A 24514-nucleotide genomic window follows, 5' to 3' on the forward strand; every position below is an offset into this window, starting at 1 on the left:
CTCCCTTCAGGCCGCGACGAGGTAGGAGAAGACCGACTCGAGGGACTCGTCCGAGGGCGAGACCGTGAGGAGCCGGATGCCGTGTTCCCGGGCGACCCGGGGCAGCAGCGTGGTGAACCGCGCGAAATCGACCGCCTGGACGCGCAGGGCGCCCTCCTTGAGGTCGACTTCGATGCCGGCCGTCGAAGGGTCGGCGATCAGCGCGGCGGCCAGGGCGCGGTCGTCGCTGGAGCGGATCAGATAGCGGTGGGGCCGGTCGGTCATGAGCCGGCGGATGCGGCGGAAGTCGCCGCTGGCCGCGTGGCGTCCGGCGACGATCACCTCGATGTGGGAGGCCAGTTGCTCCACCTCCTCGAGGATGTGCGAGGAGAAGAGGACCGTGCGGCCCTGGCCCCCCATGGTGCGCAGGAGCTCCATCAGCTGCATGCGCTGGCGCGGGTCCATGCCGTTGAAGGGTTCGTCGAGCAGCAGCACGGCCGGGTCGTGGACCAGTGCGGACGCCATTTTCACGCGCTGGCGCATGCCCTTGGAGTACGTGGAGATCTTGCGGTCCTGCGCGTACTCCATCTCGACCGTGGCCAGCGCCTTCTTGGCGGCCCGTTCGTCGAGTCCGTGCAACTCGGCGTTGGCGACGACGAATTCGCGGCCCGTGAGGAAGTCGTACATGGCCTCCCTCTCGGGGACGATGCCGATGTCCTTGTAGATCTGTTCGTTCCGCCAGATCGGCTTGTCGTCGAGGGTGACGCTGCCGGTGGAGGGGGCGAGGAAGCCGCCCATCATGTTGATGAGGGTTGATTTGCCCGCGCCGTTCGGGCCGAGGAGGCCCGTGACGCCGGGGCCGATGTTCATGGTGATGTCGTTGACGGCCACCACGTTCCCGAACCAGCGGGAGGCATGGTCAATATTGATCGTGCTCACAGCCCGACCTTTCGGTAGCGGCGCATCATCGCGCCGTAGCAGCCGGCGATGAGGCCGAGGACGACGACTACGTAGACAACGCCCACGCCGGACGAGGGGCCTTCCCCTCCGGGGAAGGCGGAGGTCGCGCCGAGGAACGCGGTCTGCACGCCGTCGATGAGCGTGATCGGCGAGAAGAGCCCGAGCCAGCTGATGGCGTCGGCGCTGCTGTCCTGCTCGAACGCGATGGCCTGGACGGTGGACACCGCTCCGTAGGTGATGGTCAGGACGGCGATGACGGCGGCGATGCCGAAGCCGCGGCGGGGGGTGATCGCCGAGATGACGAGCGCGATGCCGGAGAAGAACAGGGAGAGAAGCGCCACGGAGACCAGTCCCTGTGCGAAGCCCTTGCTCTGGTCGGTGAAGTCGAGCTTGGCGAGCAGGGCTCCCGCGTAGAGCACGAGGAGCGGGGCGGCCGTGAGGACGAAGAGGGCCGAGGTCATCGCGGCGAACTTCGCCAGGACGTAGTCACCGCGCTCGATGGGCCGTGAGAAGTAGAGCGGGACGGTCTTGAAGCGCAGGTCGCGCGACACGGTCTGGGGGGCCTGGGCGGCCAGGAAGAGGCTGATGACGGCCTGCATGACGATGGCGTAGCGCGTGTAGTCCACGGGGAGGTCGTCGGCCTTGGTGGCCACGGCGACAGCCACCATGATCGCCGCGGGCACGCACATCACCGCGAAGAGGATCATCGGCAGGACCTTGGACTTGGCGGAACGCCCCAGTCCGTACGCGCCGCGCAGACTCTGCGAGAAGAGCGAGCGGCGGGCGTAGGCGCGGCCGAGGCGGGGGCCGTCGTAGTTCCGGTAGCCGATGTTGTGGATCTGGGTGGACTCGGTGCTCATCGCGCCCCTCCCTCCTTCTGCTGTGCGGCGGCGGTGGCCGCCCATGCGGCCGCGCGTTCGGTCTCGGGCTCCTGCCGCGGCTCGTCCTTGAAGACCTCGGCGATGTGGTGCCTGCGCTGTTCCATGCGGACCAGGCCGAGGCCGAGGTCGGCGACGAGGTCGCGCACGATGTCGTACGTCTCCTCGCCCTCCGCGGTGAGCAGGATCGTGTGCCCGGCGCCGGGCAGTTCGCCGCCGGTCTCGGTGTCGATGCCACGTGCCTGGAGCGCGTCGCGCAGCGCCCGGGTGCCGTCGGGGTGTTCGTCGTTGTCCGTGACCTCGACGGCGAGTGTCGTCGTGGTCTGCGTGAAGTCGGTGGTGGAGCTGGACCGCAGGAGCTTGCCGCCGTCGATGACGACGACGTGGTCGCAGGTGCGCTCCAGCTCGCCGAGGAGGTGCGAGGTGACGAGGACCGAGATGCCGAAGTCGGTGTGGACGCGGCGGATCAGGCCGAGCATCTCGTCGCGTCCGACCGGGTCGAGGCCGTTCGTCGGCTCGTCGAGGAAGACCAGCTGGGGGTCGTGGACGAGCGCCTGGGCGAGCTTCACGCGCTGCTTCATGCCGGTCGAGTAGCCGCCCATGGGGCGGTACCGCTCTTCGTAGAGGCCGACGTGGCGCAGGGTGTCCGCGGTGCGTTCGCGGGCGGCGGTCGGCGGGAGGCCGGACATGCGTGCCATGTGGACGACGAACTCGGTGGCCGAGACGTCGGGGGGCAGGCAGTCGTGCTCCGGCATGTAGCCGACGCGCTCGCGGATCTCGCCGCCTCGGGTGGCGACGTCGAGTCCGAGCACGGCGGCGCGGCCCTCCGTGGCGGGGGACAGACCCAGCAGGATCTTGATCAGTGTGGACTTACCGGCTCCGTTGGCTCCGACGAGTCCGGTCACACCGGGCCCGATGTCCATGGAGAGCCGGTCAAGCGCGGTCACCCTGGGGAACCGCTTGCTCAGGCTTTCGGTCGCGATCACAGTCACGGTTCGAACGTAGTGGCGCACACCACAACGGGTCGTCAGACCATGGGCCTGACCCGCTCTCACTCTGGAGTATTACGGGCCCGTAAGGGTCGTCCTGAAGTCGACCCCTGAGGGTTCTTCCGGACCTTCCCCGCGGGGTTGGACAGAACTATTGACGTAGCCGCCGGGCATTGTCACATTCATCAGTGTCAAGTTACGACCGCGTACGGCGATGGACCGGACACGGGAAGACCGGACTCGGGACGGACGGTGGCATGACCTCAGCAGTGACAGGCGAACTCTCCGCGGAACTGCGGGGGTTCAGAGAGGTTCAGACCCTGGCGTACGCGTGCGCGGAGGCGGTCGCGGCACAGCTCAAACCGGGTGTGACGGAGCGCGAGGCGGCGCGGATGCAGCGCGAGTGGCTGCGCGAGCGGGGCGTACGGGACTGGTTCCATCTGCCCTTCGCCTGGTTCGGCGACCGTACGGCGTTCGTGAACTTCCGTGTCCCGCTGCAGTTCTTCCCGACCAACCGCAGGCTGGAGCCGGGGATGCCGTTCATCCTCGACATGGCCCCGGTGTACAAGGGGTTCACGGCGGACATCGGCTATTCCGGCTGTCTCGGCCTCAACCCGGTGCACGACAAGCTCCTCGCCGACCTGGAGGCGCACCGCGAGCTGATCCTGCGCGAGGTCCGCGAGCGCCGCCCGCTCCGTGAGATCTACGAGGACGTGGACCGCCTCATGGTCCGCCAGGGATACGCGAACCGGCATCGGGCGTATCCCTTCGGCGTCATCGCGCACAAGGTCGACCGGGTCAGGGAACGCCGTTTCACGCCGCACCTGTTCGGGTTCGGTACGCAGTCGCTGAAGGGCCTGGCGAGCGACGCCCTGCACGGGCACAGGGACGGCTGGTCGCCGCTGTGGTCCCCGTACAAATTCTCCGACCACCCGCCCCGAAAGGGGCTCTGGGCGGTCGAACCGCACCTCGGCTTCCGGGGTACGGGCGCGAAGTTCGAGGAGATCCTCGTCGTCACCGACTCCAAGGACCCCGAACAGAGCGCGTTCTGGCTGGACGACGATCTGCCGCATGTGCGGCGCTGGGCTGAGGAGAGGGCCGCCGCATGACGACCGGAGACAGCACCAAGGGCACCGGCGAGGGCACGGCCGGAGGCAGGGGCCTGCGGGACGCGCGTGAGCGGTGGGTCCGGACGGGCGGCGTGGAGCTGTGCGTCGCCGAGCTCGGCGACCCGGAGCGGCCCACGATCGTGCTTGTACACGGGTATCCGGACTCCAAGGAGGTGTGGTCCGAGGTCGCGGAGCGCCTGGCCGACCACTTCCACGTCGTGCTGTACGACGTCCGGGGGCACGGCAGGTCGACGGCTCCGCGGCCGCTGCGCGGCGGCTTCACCCTGGAGAAGCTGACCGATGACTTCGTGGCGGTCATCGACGCGGTCAGCCCGGACAGGCCGGTGCACGTGGTCGGGCACGACTGGGGTTCGGTGCAGTCCTGGGAGTTCGTCACGGTCAAGCGGACGGAGGGCCGCATCGCGTCCTTCACATCGATGTCGGGGCCCTCGCTGGACCACTTCGGCCACTGGATCAAGAAGCGCGTCTCCCGGCCGACGCCGCGCAAGGTGGGCCAGCTCCTCGGCCAGGGCGCCAAGTCCTGGTACGTGTACCTGCTGCACACCCCCGCCCTCCCCGAGCTCGCCTGGCGCGGTCCGCTCGGCAAGCAGTGGCCGAAGATCCTGCAACGCATGGAGAAGGTCCCCGCGGGCGACTATCCGACGGCGTCGCTGCCCCAGGACGCCGCGCACGGCGCCTGGCTCTACCGGGACAACATCCGCGCGCGACTGCGCAGGCCGCGCACCGATGCGTACGCGCACGCACCCGTGCAGCTCATCACGCCCTCCGGGGACATCTTCCTGTCCGAGCGGCTCTACGACGAGCTGGAGATGTGGGCCCCGCGGCTGGTCCGGCGCACCCTGCCCGCCAAGCACTGGGTGCCGCGCACCAGGCCCGACCGGCTGGCCGCGTGGATCGGGGAGTTCGTCACGTCCAACGAGGAAGGCCTGCCCACCCGGGACAGCGCCGCCACCGGGAAGCACGCCGACCGCTTCGGCGGTCAGCTCGTCCTGGTCACCGGGGCGGGCAGCGGCATCGGGCGGGCCACCGCCTTCGCGTTCGCCGAGGCGGGCGCGCGCGTGGTGGCCGTCGACCGGGACGCCGAGAGCGCGGCGCGCACCGCGGAGATGTCCCGCCTGATAGGCGCCCCGGACGCCTGGGGTGAGGCGGTCGACGTCTCCGACGAGCAGGCCATGGAGAAGCTGGCCGCCCGGGTCGCCGCGGAGTACGGCGTGGTGGACGTCCTGGTGAACAACGCGGGCATCGGTCTCGCGGGCTCCTTCCTCGACACCACGGGCGACGACTGGAAGAAGGTCCTCGACGTCAACCTGTGGGGCGTCATCCACGGCTGCCGCCTCTTCGGCAAGCAGATGGCAGAGCGCGGGCAGGGCGGCCACATCGTGAACACCGCGTCGGCGGCGGCGTACCAGCCGTCCAAGTCCCTTCCCGCCTACAGCACCTCGAAGGCCGCGGTCCTGATGCTCAGCGAGTGCCTGCGCGCGGAGCTCGCGGACCAGGGCATCGGCGTCTCCGCGATCTGTCCGGGCTTCGTGAACACCAACATCACGTCGACGTCCCGGTTCGTCGGCGTCGGGGCGGACGAGGAGAAGCGCCGCCAGAAGAAGTCCGCCCGGCTGTACGGCCTGCGGAACTATCCGCCGGAGAAGGTCGCCGACGCGATCCTGCACGCCGTCGTCAAGAACCAGGCGGTGGTCCCGGTCACCCCCGAGGCGCGCGGCGCCCGCTTCATGTCGCGCCTCAGCCCGAAGGCCCTGCGTGCGATCGCCCGACTGGAGCCGCCGTTGTGAACACGGAGAAGGGGCCGGGCACAGGCGCCGAGGAGCACTACGCGATCGTTCCGCGCCGGGTCTCGTTCGAATGGGACGGGACACCGCTGCACTGGATACCGGACGAGCCGACCGCCACGCACGTCATCAACGTCCTGCACCTGCTGCTCCCCGCGGGGGAGCGGTGGTTCGTGAAGGTCTTCAAGGAAGGCCTGCCGCTGATCACCGATCCGGTGCTGCGGGCCGACGTGAAGGGATTCATGGGCCAGGAGGCCACGCACAGCGTGCAGCACGCGCACGTGCTGGACCACCTGGCGGCCCAACACCTCGACACGACCGCCTTCACGAAGTACGTCGACTTCCTCTTCGAGAAGCTCCTCGGGGAGCGGCCGCCGCTTGGCGCGCCGGTGCCGACGCAGGAGTGGCTGCGTTTCCGGCTGTCGATCATCGCCGCGATCGAGCAGTTCACGGCGGTCCTCGGCAACTGGGTCCTGCACGCCGAGGGCCTCGACCGCGCGGGGTCCGACGAGGTGATGCTCGACCTCCTGCGCTGGCACGGCGCGGAGGAGGTCGAGCACCGCGCGGTCGCCTTCGACATGTTCCAGCACTGCGGCGGACGGGGCCTGCCCCGATATGCCCGACGCGTCGCGGGCATGACGGTCACGGCGCCGGTGATGCTGTACCTGTGGGTGTGGGGCACTGCCTGTCTGATCCGCCACGACCCTCGACTCGCTGGCCGTCCGCGGTACTCACTGGCCGAGCACAACCGGGCGGTCGGGAAGGGTCTGCTGCCCACCTGGCGTGAGCTCGGCACGGCGATACCGCGCTACCTGCGACGGTCGTACCATCCCTCGCAGGAAGGCTCGTTGCGCAAGGCCGTCGAGTACCTGGCGCAGTCGCCCGCGGCGCGGGTGGCGGCGGGCGCCATCGGCCGGACGGCCACCGCATAGGGGGCGCCGCGTGGGTCGGCCCCCGCCGCCCGGCCCGGCTTTCGGCGCAGGGTTTCGGCACGAGTCAGCACGGAGGACGGGCAGCGTGGAGTACCGCATCGAGGATCTGGCGCACCACAGCGGCGCGACGGTCCGGACCATCCGCGCCTATCAGGACCGCGGTCTGCTCCCCCGCCCGGAGCGCCGCGGCCGGGCCAACGTGTACGGGGACGCGCACCTGGCACGGCTGCGGCAGATCGCGGACCTGCTGGATCGCGGTTACACCCTGGCCTCCATCAAGGAGCTCCTGGAGGCCTGGGACGCCGGGCGCGGCCTCGGCGGGGTGCTCGGGCTGGTCGCCGAGGTCGACGGGCCGTGGACGGACGAGAAGGCCGACCGGATCACCCGGGCCGAGCTCGACGCGGCGTTCGGCGGCACTCCGGACGAGGCGGCGGTGGCCGACGCGGTCGCGCTCGGTGTGCTGGAGCCGGTTCCGGGACGCGAGGACGAGTACTTGGTGCCGAGCCCGCAAGAGCTGTCCGTGGCCGTGGAGTTGTACGCGGCCGGTGTACCACTCCTCGCAATATCGGGGCATTTGCGGGAGTTGAGGGGCCAGGTCGAGCACATAGCCGCGCGTTTCCTGGAGTTCACGACCGAGCACGTCTTCGCGCGCTACCTCGACCATCATCCGCCGACGGAGGCGGACGCGGCCGAAGCGGCTTCCCTCGTACGCAAACTGCGCCCGCTCGCCCAGCAGTCGGTGGACGCCGAACTCGCCCGTGCCATGCGGCTGTTCGCCACAAAGCATTTGCGTCAGCACTTGGAGACGGGGGAGGCGCCGCGCGCGGCGGAGGAGCCGCACTATGTGGCCCTTCCGGCATCCACAATGCAGGCCGTGCGAGCGCTGGTTGGCGAGGACAACGCCGCTGCGTTCATCGCCGCGGCCGCTGAACGCGAAGTACAGACACGCCGGTTGGACGCCTTTGCCGGAAACCCGGGCAGAATTAGCTGAATTGGGCAAATGCCGCCAATGGCACGGCAGTTGTCCCCAGAATCGCCAACTGGCCTGTGGATAACTTGACTTGGCTGTGGATCAAACCTTTGGGCCGGAATCTCTCGATGAAAAATCGATGGACGAAAATCGAGTGCGCGGAGAACGGATGACCGAGACGCTGAACCCATGAAAGAAGGACGTCCCGCAGGAAAGGGACCCCGCACCGCGGACGAACAGCGCACCGTGAAGGTGTCCAAGTACCTGTCGAGACACCTGCGCCACAGTCCGGAACGGATCGGCCTCACCCTCGACGCGAACGGCTGGGTGGAGATCGACGCGCTTCTCGCCGCGGCCGCAGCCCACCGTTTCCCCGTCACCCGGGCAGAGCTCGACCACGTCGTGGCCGTCAACGACAAGCAGCGCTTCGCCGTCGAGGGCGGCCGGATCCGCGCGAGTCAGGGCCACTCCGTCGAGGTCGATCTGGACCTGCCCCCGGCGGCCCCGCCCGCGTACCTCTACCACGGGACCGTCGCCGCCCACCTGGCCGCGATCCGCGCCGAAGGCCTGCGGCCCATGAACCGGCACGCCGTGCACCTCTCGCCCGACCGCGAGACCGCGACCCGCGTCGGTGCCCGCCGGGGACGGCCCGTCGTCCTGTCCGTCGACGCGGGCGCCATGCACCGCGCCGGACACGTCTTCCAGGTCAGCGCCAACGGAGTCTGGCTCACGGCCGCGGTGCCGCCCGGCTTCCTGCGGTTCCCGGAGCCGCGCTGAGAGCCCCCCGGACGAGACCGGGCCCCCCGGGGGGCCGCTTCAGCCCCGGGGGCCGCTTCAGCCCAGTTGGGCGGTCGCCTCGGTGGCGATCCGCTCGAACACCGACTGGTCGGCGGCGAAGTCGGAGCCGGGGATCGGCCAGTGGACGGCGAGCTCGGTGAAGCCGAGTTCCTGGTGGCGGCCCGCGAAGTCCACGAAGGCGTCCAGCGACTGCAGCGGGCCGTTGCGGTCCGGGGTGAAGCCCGTCAGAAGGATCTTGTCGAGTTCGGTCACGTCGCGGCCGGCCTCCGCGCAGGCCTTGCCCAGCTTGTCGACCTGGCCGCGGATCGCCTCGCGGGACTCCTCGGGCGTCCCCGACTCGTAGAGCTTCGGGTCCCCCGTGGTCACCCATGCCTGCCCGTGCCGTGCCGCGAGCCGCAGTCCGCGCGGGCCGGTGGCGGCGACCGCGAAGGGCAGCCTCGGCCGCTGCGCGCAGCCAGGGATGTTGCGCGCCTCGCGCGCCGAGTAGAAGGTCCCCTCGTACGTCACCGCGTCCTCGGTGAGCAGCCGGTCGAGCAGCGGCACGAACTCGCCGAAGCGGTCGGCGCGCTCGCGCGGGGTCCACGGCTCCTCGTCGGCCTTGAGCAGGGTCGTCGCGTCGAAGCCGTTGCCGCCCGCTCCGATGCCGAGCGTGATCCGTCCGCCGGAGATGTCGTCGAGTGAGATGAGTTCCTTGGCGAGCGTCACGGGGTGCCGGAAATTGGGCGACGTGACGAGTGTCCCGAGGCGCAGCCGCTCGGTGACCACCGCGGCGGCCGTCAGCGTCGGCAGCGCGCCGAACCACGGGCCGTCGCGGAACGTGCGCCAGGCCAGGTGGTCGTACGTGTACGCCGTGTGGAAGCCGAGCTCCTCGGCCCGCAGCCACTGATCGCGGCCGCCCTCGTTCCAGCGGTTCACGGGGAGAATCACGGTGCTCAGGCGCAGACTCATGCCTCAGAGCTTACGGGGGCCCGGAGTGCGCCCGCCCACTCAGATGTGCGCCCCAGCGCACGCCCGTGCAGCCTGGTGCGGGACAATCGACGGCGTGACCTCAGCTACCCCTGGGCCCCGGGCCCCGGCCCCCTTCGCCCCCGCAGCCGGCAGCCCGGCCGCACCGCGGCCGCGGTGCCGGCTGATCGCGACGGACCTGGACGGAACGTTGCTGCGCGACGACAAGACGGTCTCCGACCGTACGGTCGCCGCCCTCGCCGCGGCGGAGGCAGCGGGGATCGAGGTCTTCTTCGTGACCGGCCGCCCGGCCCGCTGGATGGACGTCGTCAGTGCCCACGTCCACGGCCACGGCCTCGCCATCTGCGGCAACGGCGCCGCGGTCGTCGACCTGCACGGCGGCCCCGGCACGCACAGTTTCGTCAAGGTCCGCGAGCTGTCGCGGGCGTGCGCGCTCGACGTCGTGCGCCGGCTGCGCGCCGCCGCGCCGGGCACGTCCTTCGCGATCGAGCGGACCGGGGGGCTGCACCACGAGGAGACGTACCCGCCGCTGCACATGGAGCCGGGCGAGAGCGTCGCGCCCGCGGAGAAGCTCCTCGCCGAGACCCTCGCGGACCCCGCGGTGGCCGAGCAGCCCGTCCTGAAGGTGCTCGCCTTCCACCCCGGTCTCGCGCCCGACGAGTTCCTGGTCCTCGCCCGCGCCGCCATCGGCGACCGGGCGACGGTCACCCGGTCGAGCCCCAGCGCACTCCTGGAGATCAGCGGCCCGGGCATCTCCAAGGCGAGCACCCTGGAACTGTGCTGCGCCGAGCGCGGCATCACCCCCGAGGAGGTCGTCGCCTTCGGAGACATGCCGAACGACATCGAAATGCTCGCCTGGGCGGGCACGTCGTACGCGATGGGCAACGCACATCCGGACGTCATCGCCGCGGCTTCCGGGCGCACGGTCGCCAACAACGACGACGGAGTGGCGGTCGTGATCGAGCGCATCGTGGCGGACCGGCGGGCTTCGGACGGCGCCTGACGACGGCCGACGGCGGCTCGATGACGGTTGACGGCGGCTGGCGGCTGGCGGCTGGCGGCTGGCGGCTGGCGGCTGGCGGCTGGCGGCTGGCGGCTGGCGGCTGGCGGCTGGCGGCTGGCGGCGGCTCAGGGTTCACACAGTGACCCCACGCTCCGCCAGACAGAAGGTACCGACCATGCCTGCAGTGACTGTCGAGAACCCGTTGACCCTGCCCCGAGCCGTAGCGCAGGCCGGGGCGGCACGGGTCCCGTCGGGCCCGTGCACCAGGCGGTGCGGTGCCCCGTACGGCCCAGACGCCTACCGCCGAACAGGGGCGGCCGGCACAGCGCCGGAGCGAGCTCAGTACGGCGCTTCCCACACCACCGTCGTGCCGCCGCCGTCCTCACCGATGCCCGCCCCGTACCAGCTGTCGCCGCCCAGCGACTCGGCACGCCTCTTGAGGTTCTTCAGGCCGCTGCGCCGACCGCCCTCCGCGATGCCCACCCCGTCGTCGGCGACCGTCAGACGCACGCCGTGCTGCCCGTCCGCGAGGACCACGGTCGAGTCCACCACGACGTCGATACGGGCGGCCTGCGCATGCCGGAAGGCGTTGGACAGCGCTTCCCGCAGCGCCGCGATGAGGTTCTTGCCCGTCAGTTCGCCGACCACCGCGTCGACCGGACCGACGAAGTGATGTGAGGGCTTGAAGCCCAGGGGCACGGCGGCCATGTTGATCTCCCGCAGGACGCGCGTGCGCAGCCCGGACGGCGCCTCCGCGGGGCCCTGCTGCAGCGCGAAGATCGCCGTGCGGATCTCCTGGATCGTCACGTCGAGCTCGTCGACGGCCCTGCCGACACCGACCTGCACCTCCGGCACGACGGACCTGCGCTGGGCACTCTCCAGCATCATCCCGGTGGCGAACAGCCGCTGGATCACGAGGTCGTGCAGGTCTCTCGCGATCCGGTCGCGGTCCTCGTACACCGCGAGCCGTTCCCGGTCCCGCTGGGCCTCGGCCATCATCAGCGCGAGCGCGGCCTGCGAGGCGAACTGGGTCGCGAGGGTCCGCTCGGCCTCGCTGAAAGGGCGCGCCCCACGCGCGCGGGGCGTCACGAGTGTCCCCAGGACGCGGCCGTCGCTCTGGAGGGGCAGCATCATGACGGGCCCGTAGGCGCGGGCGATCTCGGTCATGATGCGGGGGTCGGACGCCGCGTCGTCGATGAAGACCGACTCTCCTTCGAGGAGGTCGGCGACGATGCGGCTCTCCGGGGGGACGACCAGGCCCAGTGCCCCGTTGGGCTCGTCGGAGGAGACCGCGACGACCTCCATGCCGCCCTCGTCGTCGGGCAGCAGAACGATGCCTGCGGCGGAGTCCGCGAGGTGCCTGGCCTGCTCGGCGACGACCGCGAGCGCCTCCTCGGCGTCGCTGCCGGACAGCAGCGCGGTGGTGACGGCCACGGAGCCGTCGATCCACCGTTCGCGCTGCTTGGCCGCTTCGTAGAGGCGCGCGTTGCCGATGGCGATGCCCGCCTCCGTGGCGAGGACACGGACCATGTGCACGTCGTAGTCGTTGAATTCGGCGCCGTCGCGCTTCTCGGTCAGGTAGAGGTTTCCGAAGATCTCCCCCTGGACGCGGATGGGGACGCCGAGGAACGTCCGCATCGGTGGATGGTGGGCCGGAAAGCCGCAGGAGCGCGGGTCGGCGGAGAGGTCCGCGAGGCGCAGCGTCCTCGGTTGGTGGATGAGGGCGCCGAGGAGCCCGCGGTGCCCGTCCGGCAGGCGCCCGATGCGTTCCGCGGTCGCCTCGTCGATGCCGTGGTACACGAAGTCGGAGAGGCCTTCGCCGTCCTCGGCGACGACGCCGATCGCGGCGTAGTGCGCGTCCGCGAGTTCGGCGGCGGTCTCGCAGATGCGGTCCAGGGTGGTGTGCAGTTCGAGGCCGGTGCCGACCGACCGCATCGCTTCGAGGAGCTGCGGCACCCGCGACGTCAGCTCGGGGGACAGCCCTTGGAGGCTGTGGGTCGCCCGCGCCGCCGCGGCTTCCACCGAATCCGGTGAGCCGTCGGGGAGCGGGGAGTCGGCGGAGGCCGAGGGTGCTGACATGCCTTTGAGCCTAGTAAGTCCTATTTACAGGGGAAAGTCGAAACCGTTCGCAGCCACCCGCACCGTGTCCGGCAACCGTTCGCCACGAGCCGCCATCACCCGGCCACCAGCAGATCCGCCGCCCTCTCCACGTCCAGCATCCGCCGCAGCGGCCCCTCCTCCGCCGCCAGCTCCGCGTAGGTGCCACGCTGCACCACCCGGCCCGCGTCCAGGACGATCACCTCGTCCACGGCGTCGAGCCCGGCCAGCCGGTGCGTGATCAGCAGCGTCGTGCGCCCCTCGGTCGCGGCCAGGAGGTCAGCGGTCAGGGCGTCGGCGGTCGGCAGGTCGAGGTGTTCGGCGGGCTCGTCGAGCACGAGGACGGGGAAGTCGGCGAGGAGCGCGCGGGCCAGCGCGAGCCGCTGCCGCTGTCCTCCGGAGAGCCGTGCTCCGTGCTCACCGACGAGGGTGTCGAGCCCGTCGGGCAGCGCGTAGGCCCAGCGGTCGAGCCGCGCGCGCTCCAGGGCGTCGCGCAGTTCGTCGTCCGTGGCGTCCCTCTTGGCGAGCAGCAGGTTCTCGCGCACGGAGCTGTCGAAGATGTGGGCGTCCTGCGCGCACAGGCCGACCATGCGGCGCACGGTGTCCCCGTCCAGCGCGGCCGCACCATCGCCTCCGAGCGCGCGCGTCCCGCCGAGCGTGTACGTCCCTCCGTACGCGCCGAGGAATCCAAGGAGCACCTGCGCCAGCGTCGTCTTGCCCGATCCGGAGGGACCGACGACGGCGATCCGACGTCCCCGTTCCAGCGTGAGGCCGACGCCCGCGAGCGCGTCCCGGTCCTGACCCTCGTACCGTGCGCGCAGTCCCTGGACGCGCAGCGGGAAGGGCGTCTGTGGCGCCTCGGCGGGCTCGGTGGGCTCGGGTACCGGTACGGGTGCGTCGAGGACTTCGTAGACCCGCTCAGCGCTCTTCAGGACCCGCTGGCGGTACTGCACGGCGAGCGGCAGGCCCATCACCGCTTCGAAGGCGGCGAGCGGGGTGAGGACGACCGCCGCGAGGGCGACACCGCTGAGCCGCCCGTCGTGGACGGCCTGCACGCCGACGAGCGCGGCCGCGGCCACGGTGAGCCCGGTGACGAGGGCGCCGAGTCCGTCGCCGAGGGCGGTCGCGGTGGCGCCCCGGGAGGCGATGCGGGTCAGCTCGGCATCGGCCTCGCGGGCCTTGGCGGTACGCCGCTTCAGCGCACCCGCGACGGTCAACTCGGCCGTTCCCGTGAGCAGATCGGCGACACGCGTGGCGAGCACCCCGCGCGCGGGAGCCAGCTTTCGCTCCGCACGGCGCGCCACGGCACCGCTCACCAGCGGTACGGCGACACCCGCGGCGAGCAGCCCCGCGGCGAGCACGGCGCCCGCCTCGGGCAGCAGCCAGGCGGTGAACCCGACGGCTCCCGCGCCGACGACGGCCGCCGAGGCGGCGGGAAGCAGCCAGCGCAGCCAGTAGTCCTGCAGCGCGTCGACGTCGGCGACCAGCCGCGAGAGGAGGTCGCCGCGCCGCGCCCCGCGCAGTCCCGCCGGGGCGATCCGTTCCAGGCGCCGGTAGACGGCGACCCGGGTGTCGGCCAGCATCCGCAGCACGGCATCGTGCGAGACGAGGCGCTCGGCGTACCGGAAGACGGCACGGCCGATGCCGAAGGCGCGGGTCGCCGTCACGGCGATCATCAGGTACATCACCGGGGGTTGCTCCGAGGCCCGCGAGATGAGCCACCCGGAAGTGGCCATGAGCCCGACGGCACTCGCGAGCGCGAGGCTTCCCAGGAGCAGCGCGAGCGCCAGCTGTCCGCGCCGTGCCTGGGCGGCGTCCCGGACCCTGGCCAGCACCCCGGTCCCCGAACGGGATGCCTCCGACCCGCTCCTGAGCCGGCTCTTCGGAACGCCAGGCGTCACCACGTCCCCGGCGACGCCCTCTGCGCCACGAACCGCCGACCCGGATTCGGCGCGGGCAGCCGGTGAGACGACTCCGCCGCCGTCACCAACCGGTGAGGCCTCCCCTTCCCCGACTTCCAGCCGCACCACACGATCCGCCACGGCCAACAGCGCGGGCCGGTGAACGACCAGCAGCACCGTCCGGCCGACCGCCAGCCGGCGCACCGCTTCCACCACGCCCGCCTCGGTCCCGCCGTCCAGCGCGGCCGTCGGCTCGTCGAGGAGCACCACGGGCCGGTCCGCGAGGAACGCGCGGGCCAGCGCGAGGCGCTGCCGCTGTCCTGCGGAGAGCCCGGCACCGTCCTCTCCGAGAAGGGTCTCCACCCCGTCGGGCAGCGCGTCCACGAACTCCAGCGCACCCGCGTCCCCAAGCGCCTCCCGCACCTGCGCGTCGTCCGCGTCCGGCCGCGCGAGCCGTACGTTCTCCGCGACGCTCCCGGCGAACAGGTGCGGCCGCTGCGGCACCCACGCGACGCGCTCGCGCCACCGCTCCGGCGAGACATCCGCCAGATCGACGCCCCCGACACACACCCGCCCCTCTACGGGCCGCACGAAGCCGAGCACCACGTTCAGCAGCGTCGACTTGCCCACTCCACTGGGCCCCACGAGCGCCACGGTCTCCCCGGGTGCCACCTCGAAGGACGCCTTCGAGACCGCATCGGCCGTCCGCCCCGGATACCGGACCGTGACGCCCTCCACGCTCAGGACACCGGACGGCGCCGCCGCCGTCCCGGCAGCCGGCAACGGGGTCTCCAGGACCTCGAAGATCTCCTCGGCGGCCGAGAGCCCCTCCGCCGCCGCGTGGTACTGCGCACCGACCTGGCGCAGCGGCAGGTAGGCCTCAGGGGCGAGGACGAGGACGACGAGTCCGTCGTACAGCTCCATCTCGCCGTGGACGAGCCGCATGCCGATGGTCACCGCGACCAGCGCGACCGAGATCGTCGCGAGCAGTTCCAGGGCGAACGACGAGAGGAAGGCGATGCGCAGCGTCCGCATGGTGGCCTGCCGGTACTCACCGGTGATCTTGCGGATCGACTCTGCCTGCGCCTTGGCCCGGCCGAACACCTTCAGCGTCGGCAGTCCCGCGACCACGTCGAGGAAGTGCCCCGACAGGCGCGAGAGGAGCCGCCACTGGCGGTCCATCCGGTTCTGCGTGGCCCAGCCGATCAGAATCATGAAGACCGGGATGAGCGGCAGCGTCACGACGATGATCGCCGCCGACACCCAGTCCTCGGTGACGATGCGGGCGAGCACCGCCACCGGCACCACCACCGCGAGCCCCAGCTGCGGCAGGTACCGCGAGAAATAGTCGTCGAGCGCGTCCACGCCACGTGTCGCCAGCGAGACGAGCGAACCCGTCCGCTGTCCGGTCAGCCACCCCGGTCCGAGCTCCCCCGCCCGCTCCAGGAGTCGTCCCCGCAGCTCGGACTTGACCGCCGCGCTCGCCCGGTGCGCGGCGAGCCCGGTCAGCCAGGAGACCAGCCCCCGCCCCGCCGCGACCACCGCGAGCAGCACCAGGGGAGTGCTCAGGTCACCTACGGAACGCCCTTCCTGGAAGGCGCCCACCACGATCTCGGCGATGAGCATCGCCTGCCCGACGACCAGGCCCGCCCCGGCCAGCCCCAGGACCACGACCGCGACAAGGAAGAAGCGAGTGGCGCGGGCGTACCGGAGCAGGCGCGGGTCGATCGGTTTCACGTGAAACACACCCTCCAACAGAAACGGTGAACGGCCTCAGTGCGCGGCATCGTCAAGCAAGTCAGTGCGCGGCGTCCGCGATGTGCTGCGTCCCGATCCGCTTGCGGAACACCCAGTACGTCCACGACTGGTAGAGCAGCACGACCGGCGTCGCGATGCCCGCGCACCACGTCATGATCTTCAGGGTGTACGGGCTGGACGAGGCGTTGGTGACCGTGAGGCTCCACTCCTCGTTCAGCGACGACGGCATGACGTTCGGGAAGAGCGTGAGGAAGAGCATCGCGACGGCCGCCGCGATCGTGATCCCCGACAGCGCGAACGACCAGCCCTCACGGCCGATTCTGATCGCCGCGATGGCTCCCACCAGGGCGACCGCCGCCACGATCATCGCGATGAGGCTCTTGCCGTCGCCCTTGTCGGCCTGGGTCCAGATCATGAAACCGAGGGCGAGAACAGCCGTGACGAGTCCCAGGCCGAGCGCCGTCTTGCGCGCCCGCATCCGGATGTCGCCCACGGTCTTCAGCGAGGCGAACACCGCGCCGTGGAACGTGAAGAGCGTCAGGGTGACCAGGCCGCCAAGGATCGCGTACGGGTTGAGCAGGTCCCAGAAGGTGCCCACGTACTCCTTGTTGGCGTCGATCTTCACGCCTCGCACGATGTTGCCGAACGCGACGCCCCACAGCACCGCCGGGATCAGCGAGGTCCAGAAGATCGCGTGCTCCCAGTTGGTCTGCCAGCGCTCCTCGGGTCGCTTGGCGCGGTACTCGAAGGCGACACCGCGCACGATCAGGCAGATCAGGATGATCAGCAGCGGCAGGTAGAAGCCTGAGAACAGCGTCGCGTACCACTCGGGGAAGGCGGCGAAGGTCGCGCCGCCCGCGGTGAGCAGCCAGACTTCGTTGCCGTCCCAGACGGGGCCGATGGTGTTGATGAGGACCCGCTTCTCGACCCGGTCGCGGGCGAGCAGCTTGGTCAGAACGCCGATCCCGAAGTCGAAGCCCTCCAGGAAGAAGTAGCCGATCCACAGGACGGCGATCAGTACGAACCAGACGTCGTGGAGTTCCATGTCCGCGTCGCTCCTTCCTTCAGTACGAGAAGGCCATGGGCCGGTCGGCGTCGGAATCGGAATCGGAGTCCGAACCGGTGCCCTTGCCCGAGCCGGGACCGCCGATCTTGGTGGGCGGGTTGAGGTCCGCCTCCGTCAGCTCGGGCGGGCCCTTCCTGACGTACTTGAGCAGCAGCTTCACCTCGATCACGGCGAGGATGGCGTAGATCAGCGTGAATCCGATGAGTGAGGTGAGCACCTCGCCCTGCGAGACCCCGGGGGAGACCGCGTCCCGGGTGCGCAGGACTCCGTAGACCACCCAGGGCTGCCGTCCCGTCTCGGTGAAGATCCAGCCCCAGGCGGTGCCGATGAGGGGGAAGATCAACGTCCACTGCGAGAGCCGCCACCACCAGGTGCCGAGCTTCGGCGAGAGCTCCGTGTTCTTGGTGAGCATCAGCTTGGGGATGTCGTCGGCGCCTGTGCGGTGCTCGGGCGCGAGCCAGAACTTCTTACGCGTCAGCCACAGGCCCGCGGTGCACAGCGCCATCGAGACCCCGCCGAAGCCGATCATCCAGCGGTACGACCAGTAGGCGGTGGGGATGTTGGGCCGGTAGTCGCCGGGCCCGTACTTCTCCTGCGCCTGCTTGTTGAGGTCGTTGATGCCGGGGATCTCGGCGTCGAAGTTGTTCTTGGCGAGGAAGGACAGGACACCGGGCACCTCGATGGCGACGTCATTGTGACCCTTGGCCACATCGCCGTACGCGAAGAGCGAGAACGGCGCCGGCTTCTCTGTCTCCCACAGCGCCTCGGCGGCCGACATCTTCATCGGCTGCTGCTCGTACATCACCTTGCCGAGGGTGTCGGCGCTGACGACGGTGAGCAGGGTGCCGACGAACGCGGTGACCAGGCCGAGCCGCATCGACATCCGCATGGTGCGGATGTGCTGCTTCTTGCGCAGGTGGACGATGGCGATGCCGGTCATGAAGGCGCCGCCGACCAGAATGGCCGCCGAGATGACGTGGAAGAAGTTGACGAGCGTCGTCTCCTGGAACAGCACCTTCGCGAAGTCGGTGAGCTCCGCGCGCTTCGTGCCGTCCCGTTCCACGATCTTGTAGCCGACCGGGTGCTGCATGAAGGCATTGGCGGCGATGATGAAGTACGCCGACAGGATGGTGCCGATCGAGACGATCCAGATCGTCGCGCAGTGCAGCTTCTTCGGCAGCTTGTCCCAGCCGAAGATCCACAGGCCGATGAAGGTCGACTCGAAGAAGAAGGCGATCAGCGCCTCGAAGGCGAGCGGCGCCCCGAAGACGTCACCGACGAAGCGGGAGTAGTCGGACCAGTTCATGCCGAACTGGAACTCCTGCACGATGCCCGTGACAACGCCCATGGCGATATTGATCAGGAACAGCTTTCCCCAGAACTTCGTCGCCCTGAGGTAGTGCTCCTTGCCCGTCCGCACCCATGCCGTCTCGAGGATCGCCGTCAGCGCGGCGAGCGAGATCGTCAGGGGGACGAACAGGAAGTGGTAGACGGTCGTGATGCCGAACTGCCATCGCGCCAGGGTTTCCGGCGCCAGAGCCAGGTCCACTGCGTCTCTCCTTACTCGCCGTGCCCACAGCGATCAGTCGTCCCTTTTTTCCCACCGATCTCGGGACGAACCGGGGCACGCTTGTGAACGCGTTCACATTCACAAGCATTATGTCGTACGGGCCGTCGAAACCCGAAAGGGGGTCCCCCTTACCGACGGAAACGGTCGATCCGCGCCGTCGGAGCATCGAAGGAGGACACGGAAGAGGCCCCGGACACCGCCCGGGGCCTTCCCAAGAACTTCAACATATTGTTGAATCCGCGCCATGCAGATACGGATCTCCTGGCCCGCAGGCCACGTCACCGCGACCCTCGCCGAGACTCCGACCAGTCAGGCGCTCGGCAAGGTCCTGCCGCTCTCCGCCACCGCCAACACCTGGGGCGAAGAGGTCTACTTCGACACGGGCGTCAGCGTCCCCCGCGAATCCGACGCCCGGCAGGTCGTCGAGCCCGGCACGGTCGCCTTCTGGACCGACGGCGACGCCCTCGCGCTCCCCTACGGGCCGACCCCGATCTCACACGGCGCCGAGTGCCGGCTGGCGAGCCCCTGCAACCTCCTGGGGCAGATCGACGGCGACCCGGGGACGCTGGCCTCGGTGCGCGCCGGCGACCCCGTACGGGTCGAACGCGTCTGAGCGCTCCACAGGCCGGGCTTCCGCAGGTCCCCTACGGAGTAAGCCCTACAGCTCCTTGCGGAAGGCCTCCGCCGCCTGCAGGAAGATGTCGTTCGCCTCGGTCTCGCCGATCGTGGCCCGCATTCCCTCGCCCGCGAACGGCCGCACGACCACGCCGGCCTTCTCGCACGCCGCCGCGAAGTCCGCCGTACGGTCCCCGAGCCGCAGCCACACGAAGTTCGCCTGCGTCTCGGGCACCGTCCAGCCCTGCCCGCGCAGCGCCTCGACCACCCGCGTGCGCTCGTTGACCAGCGAACCCACCCGGCCCATCAGCTCGTCCTCGGCGCGCAGCGACGCCACCGCCGCGTCCTGCGCGAGCTGACTCACGCCGAAGGGCACCGCGGTCTTGCGCAGCGCGGCGGCCACCGGCTCGTGGGCGACCGCGAAGCCGACGCGCAGCCCCGCGAGACCGTACGCCTTCGAGAACGTACGCAGGACGCAGACGTTCGGGCGGTCGCGGTAGATCTCGATGCCGTCCGGCACCTCGGGGTCGCGGATGAACTCGCGGTACGCCTCGTCCAGGACGACCAGCACGTCCTTCGGCACGCGGTCGAGGAACCGCTCCAGCTCGGCCCGACGGACGACGGTGCCCGTGGGGTTGTTGGGGTTGCAGACGAAGATGAGCCGGGTGCGGTCGGTGATGGCGTCGGCCATCGCGTCGAGGTCGTGCACCTCGCCGTCCGTCAGCGGTACCCGCACCGATGTCGCACCGCTGACCTGCGTGATGATCGGGTACGCCTCGAAGGAACGCCACGCGTAGATCACCTCGTCGCCCGGCCCCGAGGTGGCCTGGAGGAGCTGCTGGGCGACGCCGACGGAACCGGTGCCGGTGGCGATGTGCGACGTGGGCACCCCGAAGCGGTCGGCCAGCTCGCTCATCAGGGCCGTGCACGCCATGTCGGGGTAGCGGTTGAAGGACCCGGCGGCGGCGAGTGCGCTCTCCATCACGCCGGGCAGCGGCGGATAGGGGTTCTCGTTGGAGGACAGCTTGTAGGCCGCGGGACCGTCGGCCGCCGCAGCGGGCTTGCCCGGCTTGTAGGTGGGGATCCCCTCAAGCTCGGCGCGCAGCCTCGGGTTCGTCTCGCTCACCGCAGTCCTCCTCTGGGCCGTTCACACTCTTGCCGTCACATCAGTTCGAATACTGCTCACCTTATGAGGATTCGGCCCCGCTGCGAATGGGCTGCCGGAATCCGCGTACGAACCCTCCGGATCCGCCCCCTTCGCGAGGCGCGCGGAGAGGGGGGAGCGCCCCCTGCTCCCCCACGCGCCGGTGGCTCACTCCGTGGCGCGCGTCCCTCGTGAAGGTGAGTTGAGACCTCTTCGAGACCTGACACCTTTGGCAGGCCCGCGCGTGACGATCAGGGGCAGCAACCCCTTGAACCCCATAACTCCCTTGCATTCCAAGGTCATTGACCCGCTCCAGCCATGCAGAAACGTGCCTGTCAACGAGTGAATATGCGCCCCTGCTACCCACCCCCATGAGCCCTACTATCGGCCTGCCATGACAGCAGCAGGGAAGCACCAGGTGAGCCGAGCGGAGACCGCACGCCGGGGCAACCGGCAGAGTCGAGCGGGCATCAGAGACGTCGCCGCCGCCGCCGGTGTCTCCATCACGACTGTCTCCGACGCCCTCAACGGCAAGGGTCGGCTGCCCGACGCCACCCGACGCCACGTCCGCGAGGTCGCAGAACGGCTGGGCTACCGCCCGTCCGCCGCGGCCCGCACCCTCCGTACCGGCAAGTCCGGCCTCATCGGCCTGACCGTGACGACGTACGGGGATGAACCTTTCACCTTCACCGAATTCGCCTACTTCGCCGAGATGGCCAGAGCCGCCACATCGGCCGCCCTCGCCCGGGGCTACGCCCTGGTCATCCTGCCCGCCACCTCCCGTCGCAGCCCCGTGGACGTGTGGTCCAACGTCGCGCTCGACGGCACCGTGGTCGTCGACCCCTCCGACCACGACCCCGTGGTCAGCGAGCTGGTCCGACAGGGCCTGCCCGTCGTCTCCGACGGCCGCCCGGCAGGGTCCCTGCCGGTCACCGCCTGGGTCGACAACGACCACGAGGCCGCGGTCCTGGAGATCCTCGACCACCTGGCCGCCGCCGGCGCCCGCCGGATCGGCCTGCTCACCGGCACCACCACGGACACGTACACCCACCTGTCCACGACCGCCTACCTGCGCTGGTGCGAACGCGTCGGGCAGGACCCGGTCTACGAGTCCTATCCCGCGCACGACCCGTGCGCGGGCGCCGTCGCCGCCGACCGGCTGCTCGCCAGGCCCGACCGGCCCGACGCCGTCTACGGACTCTTCGACCCCAACGGCACCGATCTGCTCGCCGCCGCCCGGCGGTACGGCCTGCGCGTCCCCGACGACCTGCTGCTCGTCTGCTGCAGCGAGTCGACGGTGTACGCCACCACCGAACCGCCCATCACCACGCTCTCCCTCAAGCCGCGGCGCATCGGCACAGCCGTCGTACAGCTGCTGATCGACGCCATCGAAGGCCTCGACTCGGGCCGTCCGGTCGAGCAGGTGATACCGACCGAACTCATCGTGCGCACCTCGTCCGAGCGACGGCCGCCGCGCACGACGGTCAGCCCGCCCCGCTCGCCCGGCTCCGGCTGATCGCTCCCGCCCCCACCCCGACGCGGGCAGAGGCAGGCATCCAATCCGCCACCAGCGGGGAAACCTCTGCCCAATTCGGGAGAAAACCGCGGTGAAACAGGGTCCGGCACCGATTCACCACCCCTGGTGCACCACACAGCGGGAGCCGCATTCCTATGATGGGCGGACGACACCGCGGGCCGCTGCGACCAAGCAGTCCGATCTCGGTGCAGATGCGGCGCAATGGTGGTGGAGGGGTCGATGACTCAGGGGGCCGGTCAGGGACCCGATGTGCGGACGGCGACGCTGCGCGACTTCCGCGTTCCCGCGTACATCCATGAGACGACCGGACCCGCCCCGGTGAACCCCGGCGCGCCAGGCACCGCGCCGGACGAGGGATACACCCCGACCCAGCGCGACCTGCCCGTCATCAACCGCGGCGACACCGTCCAGGTGCAGGTCATGCCGGAGCCCCCGCAGCCGCGGGCGAGCGAGGAGTACGGCCCGCTGTTCGTCGTCGGCGACGTCCACGGCTACCTCGCCGAGCTCGTCGCGGCCCTCCAGGAGCAGGGCCTCCTCGACGCCGAGGGCAATTGGTCCGCGGGCAACGCGCGCCTCTGGTTCCTCGGCGACTTCACCGATCGCGGGCCCGACGGCATCGGCGTCATCGACCTCGTGATGCGTCTCTCCGCGGAGGCCGCCGCCGCCGGCGGCTACTGCAAGGCGCTCATGGGCAACCACGAGCTGCTCCTGCTCGGCGCCAAACGCTTCGGCGACACCCCGGTGAACTCGGGCGCCGGCACCGCCACCTTCCAGGCCGCCTGGCTCCTGAACGGCGGGCAGAAGACCGACATGGAGCGTCTGGAGGACCACCACCTCCAGTGGATGGCACGCCTCGACGCGATGGAGGAGGCCGACGGCCACCTGCTCGTGCACTCCGACACGACCGCCTATCTGGATTACGGTGACTCGATCGAGGCGGTGAACGACACCATCCGGGAGACCCTCACGCGCAACGACGCGGACGAATGCTGGGACCTCTTCCGCAAGTTCACCAAGCGCTTCGCGTTCCGCGACGAGTCGGGCCCCTCGGCCGTGCGCGAACTCCTGGACATGTACGGCGGCACGCGCATCGTCCACGGCCACAGCCCCATCCCCTACCTCCTGGGTGACGTCGGCTCCGAGGACGAGTCGGACGGCGCGGGTCCGGTCATCGAGGGACCGCACGTCTACGCCGACGGTCTGGCCATCGCCATGGACGGCGGAGTGACCATGGCCGGAAAGCTGCTGGTCTGCCAACTCCCGCTGTCTGTCTGACCGTTCAGCGAGCAGGCGCCCCCCTACACGATCACGCTGGCCAGGGGGGCAATTTCCGGAAACCCCCTGTCACCGCGTGCCGTCACGGCTCTACCATCGGCTTATCCGTAGCAGGCTCCCCTCCGTTTCTGCCCAACGGCTCGTAGCCATGCGAGCCTCAGCCCTACGGAGCATCGGGGGATGCACATGAACAGCGCTCCACACCTGCTCAATGAGGACCGCCCCGAGTACGAGCGGATCCTCGACGAGGCGCTGCGCACCGCACCTGACCGTCCCGAACTCGCCGCAGTGGGCCGGCGGCTCAACACCGAACAACTGCGCACCATGGCCCTGAACGCGACAGCACTGATCACGGCCGCCGCCGCGGCCGAGTACGCGCACTACGTGAAGGTTCGCGAGGAGTTGCGCGAACCTCGACCGACATCCACCTCGATCCGCGAAGGGAGCGGACAGAGCGCCGCGGAGTCGGGCTCCGGCGGCGTAGGCCTCGCCACCACGATGGGCGAGGTCGCCGAACCGGCGGCAGCCGCGGGCGCCGGGGCGATCGCCGTGGTCGCGGTCCTCGCACCCGTTCTCGCGGGGACGGCCGCCGCGATATTCCTGCTCGTCGGCTACATCCTGAAGATGCTCAACCCCGAGCCCGCCTTCGCGGACACCCTGCTCACCGCGGGATGGCTGTTCGGCGCGCTCACCGCGGGGGGCATCCTGGTCGCAGCGGTCGGTCTGCTCCTGACCGCCCTGCGCAACGGGTCCACCTCGCTCCCGGCGGGGCTCCACGGCGAGCGGCACGAGGAGGTGTCCCGGGCCAGGGAAGACTGGGGCCGGGCGCTCCTCGAGCGGGGCGTCGTGCCGTTCCTCCGGGAGGCCCTGACGGAGCCGGGCAGTGCTCCCGCCCGTACGACGTCGGGGAAGCCCGGCGGCACCGGCGCAGCCGGCCGCATGCCCCAACTCGGCTACCACAGGCCGGGGTTCAGCAGCCCGGAGGGCGGCCCGGCGGGCCCGCGCCCGAGCTACTCGAGCCCCGACTTCTCCAGCCCCGACTTCGGCGGGCCCGACCACAAGCCGGAGTAGCGGGTCGGCCGAACCGCACCGCTACGGGGCTGTACCACCCGCTTCGTGGCCCCGCCGCCCCTCTGGGGCGGGACCACGGAGCTTCGGTCGG

The 24514-nt window shown here is 70.5% G+C and carries 19 protein-coding genes; 10 read left to right on the forward strand and 9 right to left on the reverse strand.

The features are described from left to right. Positions 1 to 6: 6 nt before the first annotated feature. Genes DEJ47_RS18710 through DEJ47_RS18720 form a run of 3 tightly spaced genes read right to left on the reverse strand, consistent with a single transcriptional unit; the run spans position 7 to position 2803 of the window. Positions 7 to 918: an ABC transporter ATP-binding protein gene (locus DEJ47_RS18710; RefSeq protein WP_150169813.1), complete on the reverse strand. Its 912-nt coding sequence runs from the start codon at positions 916 to 918 to the stop codon at positions 7 to 9. Then, positions 915 to 1799, reverse strand: a complete 885-nt coding sequence (locus DEJ47_RS18715) for an ABC transporter permease (RefSeq protein WP_150169815.1) — start codon at positions 1797 to 1799, stop codon at positions 915 to 917. Before DEJ47_RS18715 ends, DEJ47_RS18710 begins: the two co-directional genes overlap by 4 nt. Next, positions 1796 to 2803: an ABC transporter ATP-binding protein gene (locus DEJ47_RS18720; protein WP_150175727.1), complete on the reverse strand. Its 1008-nt coding sequence runs from the start codon at positions 2801 to 2803 to the stop codon at positions 1796 to 1798. The genes DEJ47_RS18715 and DEJ47_RS18720 overlap by 4 nt, the downstream gene beginning before the upstream one ends. A gap of 260 nt (positions 2804 to 3063) precedes the next feature. On the opposite strand from DEJ47_RS18720, the gene DEJ47_RS18725 reads away from it, so the two are divergent. The 5 genes from DEJ47_RS18725 to DEJ47_RS18745 all read left to right on the forward strand — a co-directional run bounded on the left by DEJ47_RS18725 (position 3064) and on the right by DEJ47_RS18745 (position 8399). Further along, on the forward strand, positions 3064 to 3915 hold the full coding sequence (locus DEJ47_RS18725) for a M24 family metallopeptidase (protein WP_150169817.1): 852 nt from the start codon (positions 3064 to 3066) through the stop codon (positions 3913 to 3915). Continuing rightward, positions 3912 to 5723 (forward strand): SDR family oxidoreductase, encoded by a 1812-nt coding sequence (locus tag DEJ47_RS18730; RefSeq protein ID WP_150169819.1) that lies wholly within the window; start codon positions 3912 to 3914, stop codon positions 5721 to 5723. Before DEJ47_RS18725 ends, DEJ47_RS18730 begins: the two co-directional genes overlap by 4 nt. After that, on the forward strand, positions 5720 to 6652 hold the full coding sequence (locus tag DEJ47_RS18735) for a metal-dependent hydrolase (RefSeq protein ID WP_150169820.1): 933 nt from the start codon (positions 5720 to 5722) through the stop codon (positions 6650 to 6652). Before DEJ47_RS18730 ends, DEJ47_RS18735 begins: the two co-directional genes overlap by 4 nt. 85 nt (positions 6653 to 6737) lie before the next feature. After that, on the forward strand, positions 6738 to 7643 hold the full coding sequence (locus DEJ47_RS18740; protein WP_150169822.1) for a MerR family transcriptional regulator: 906 nt from the start codon (positions 6738 to 6740) through the stop codon (positions 7641 to 7643). Between the two features lie 168 nt (positions 7644 to 7811). After that, a complete protein-coding gene (locus tag DEJ47_RS18745; RefSeq protein ID WP_150169824.1) occupies positions 7812 to 8399 on the forward strand; it encodes an RNA 2'-phosphotransferase in 588 nt (195 codons plus the stop codon). A gap of 57 nt (positions 8400 to 8456) precedes the next feature. On the opposite strand, the gene DEJ47_RS18750 is transcribed toward DEJ47_RS18745, so the two are convergent. Continuing rightward, positions 8457 to 9368, reverse strand: a complete 912-nt coding sequence (locus DEJ47_RS18750) for an LLM class flavin-dependent oxidoreductase (protein WP_150169826.1) — start codon at positions 9366 to 9368, stop codon at positions 8457 to 8459. 94 nt (positions 9369 to 9462) lie between these two features. On the opposite strand from DEJ47_RS18750, the gene DEJ47_RS18755 reads away from it, so the two are divergent. Next, positions 9463 to 10389: a Cof-type HAD-IIB family hydrolase gene (locus DEJ47_RS18755; protein WP_223828408.1), complete on the forward strand. Its 927-nt coding sequence runs from the start codon at positions 9463 to 9465 to the stop codon at positions 10387 to 10389. Positions 10390 to 10728: 339 nt separating this feature from the next. Here DEJ47_RS18755 and DEJ47_RS18765 read toward each other — a convergent pair whose 3' ends face one another. The 4 genes from DEJ47_RS18765 to DEJ47_RS18780 all read right to left on the reverse strand — a co-directional run bounded on the left by DEJ47_RS18765 (position 10729) and on the right by DEJ47_RS18780 (position 18760). Beyond that, positions 10729 to 12468 (reverse strand): GAF domain-containing sensor histidine kinase, encoded by a 1740-nt coding sequence (locus DEJ47_RS18765; protein ID WP_202459372.1) that lies wholly within the window; start codon positions 12466 to 12468, stop codon positions 10729 to 10731. A gap of 95 nt (positions 12469 to 12563) precedes the next feature. Beyond that, a complete protein-coding gene (cydD, locus tag DEJ47_RS18770) occupies positions 12564 to 16124 on the reverse strand; it encodes a thiol reductant ABC exporter subunit CydD (RefSeq protein WP_150169830.1) in 3561 nt (1186 codons plus the stop codon). Between the two features lie 61 nt (positions 16125 to 16185). Continuing rightward, positions 16186 to 17190, reverse strand: coding sequence for a cytochrome d ubiquinol oxidase subunit II (gene cydB / locus DEJ47_RS18775; protein ID WP_150169832.1), 1005 nt, complete (start codon positions 17188 to 17190; stop codon positions 16186 to 16188). 19 nt (positions 17191 to 17209) lie between these two features. Further along, entirely contained in the window at positions 17210 to 18760 is a 1551-nt protein-coding gene (locus tag DEJ47_RS18780; RefSeq protein WP_150169834.1) for a cytochrome ubiquinol oxidase subunit I, read from the reverse strand. 265 nt (positions 18761 to 19025) lie between these two features. Here DEJ47_RS18780 and DEJ47_RS18785 point away from each other — a divergent pair, with 265 nt between their 5' ends. After that, positions 19026 to 19394 (forward strand): cyclophilin-like fold protein, encoded by a 369-nt coding sequence (locus DEJ47_RS18785; protein WP_150169836.1) that lies wholly within the window; start codon positions 19026 to 19028, stop codon positions 19392 to 19394. A 45-nt stretch (positions 19395 to 19439) separates the two neighbouring features. Here DEJ47_RS18785 and hisC read toward each other — a convergent pair whose 3' ends face one another. Further along, the gene (hisC, locus tag DEJ47_RS18790) at positions 19440 to 20522 is read right to left on the reverse strand and encodes a histidinol-phosphate transaminase (RefSeq protein WP_150169838.1); all 1083 of its coding nucleotides are present in this window, start codon (positions 20520 to 20522) and stop codon (positions 19440 to 19442) included. A gap of 412 nt (positions 20523 to 20934) precedes the next feature. Between hisC and DEJ47_RS18795 the strand changes: the two genes are divergently transcribed. The 3 genes from DEJ47_RS18795 (at position 20935) to DEJ47_RS18805 (ending at position 24423) form a co-directional block, all read left to right on the forward strand. After that, a complete protein-coding gene (locus tag DEJ47_RS18795) occupies positions 20935 to 22056 on the forward strand; it encodes a LacI family DNA-binding transcriptional regulator (protein WP_055565761.1) in 1122 nt (373 codons plus the stop codon). A 225-nt stretch (positions 22057 to 22281) separates the two neighbouring features. Continuing rightward, positions 22282 to 23352: a metallophosphoesterase gene (locus DEJ47_RS18800; protein ID WP_263398922.1), complete on the forward strand. Its 1071-nt coding sequence runs from the start codon at positions 22282 to 22284 to the stop codon at positions 23350 to 23352. 180 nt (positions 23353 to 23532) lie between these two features. Continuing rightward, positions 23533 to 24423 carry a hypothetical protein gene (locus tag DEJ47_RS18805; protein WP_150169842.1) on the forward strand — a complete coding sequence of 297 codons (891 nt, stop codon included), beginning with the start codon at positions 23533 to 23535 and terminating at the stop codon, positions 24421 to 24423. Positions 24424 to 24514 lie beyond the last annotated feature (91 nt).

Origin of the sequence: Streptomyces venezuelae (assembly GCF_008642355.1) — a bacterium.
Lineage (GTDB): Bacteria > Actinomycetota > Actinomycetes > Streptomycetales > Streptomycetaceae > Streptomyces > Streptomyces venezuelae_B.

What these genes read in the sequence shown, in the direction of transcription:
- DEJ47_RS18725 (WP_150169817.1), top strand. Translation starts at nt 3,064, where the DNA reads ATGACCTCAGCAGTGACAGGCGAACTCTCCGCGGAACTGCGGGGGTTC.
- DEJ47_RS18785 (WP_150169836.1), top strand. Translation starts at nt 19,026, where the DNA reads ATGCAGATACGGATCTCCTGGCCCGCAGGCCACGTCACCGCGACCCTC.
- DEJ47_RS18805 (WP_150169842.1), top strand. Translation starts at nt 23,533, where the DNA reads ATGCACATGAACAGCGCTCCACACCTGCTCAATGAGGACCGCCCCGAG.
- DEJ47_RS18730 (WP_150169819.1), top strand. Translation starts at nt 3,912, where the DNA reads ATGACGACCGGAGACAGCACCAAGGGCACCGGCGAGGGCACGGCCGGA.
- DEJ47_RS18715 (WP_150169815.1), bottom strand. Translation starts at nt 1,799, where the DNA reads ATGAGCACCGAGTCCACCCAGATCCACAACATCGGCTACCGGAACTAC.
- DEJ47_RS18795 (WP_055565761.1), top strand. Translation starts at nt 20,935, where the DNA reads ATGACAGCAGCAGGGAAGCACCAGGTGAGCCGAGCGGAGACCGCACGC.
- cydB (WP_150169832.1), bottom strand. Translation starts at nt 17,190, where the DNA reads ATGGAACTCCACGACGTCTGGTTCGTACTGATCGCCGTCCTGTGGATC.
- DEJ47_RS18765 (WP_202459372.1), bottom strand. Translation starts at nt 12,468, where the DNA reads ATGTCAGCACCCTCGGCCTCCGCCGACTCCCCGCTCCCCGACGGCTCA.
- DEJ47_RS18745 (WP_150169824.1), top strand. Translation starts at nt 7,812, where the DNA reads ATGAAAGAAGGACGTCCCGCAGGAAAGGGACCCCGCACCGCGGACGAA.
- DEJ47_RS18750 (WP_150169826.1), bottom strand. Translation starts at nt 9,368, where the DNA reads ATGAGTCTGCGCCTGAGCACCGTGATTCTCCCCGTGAACCGCTGGAAC.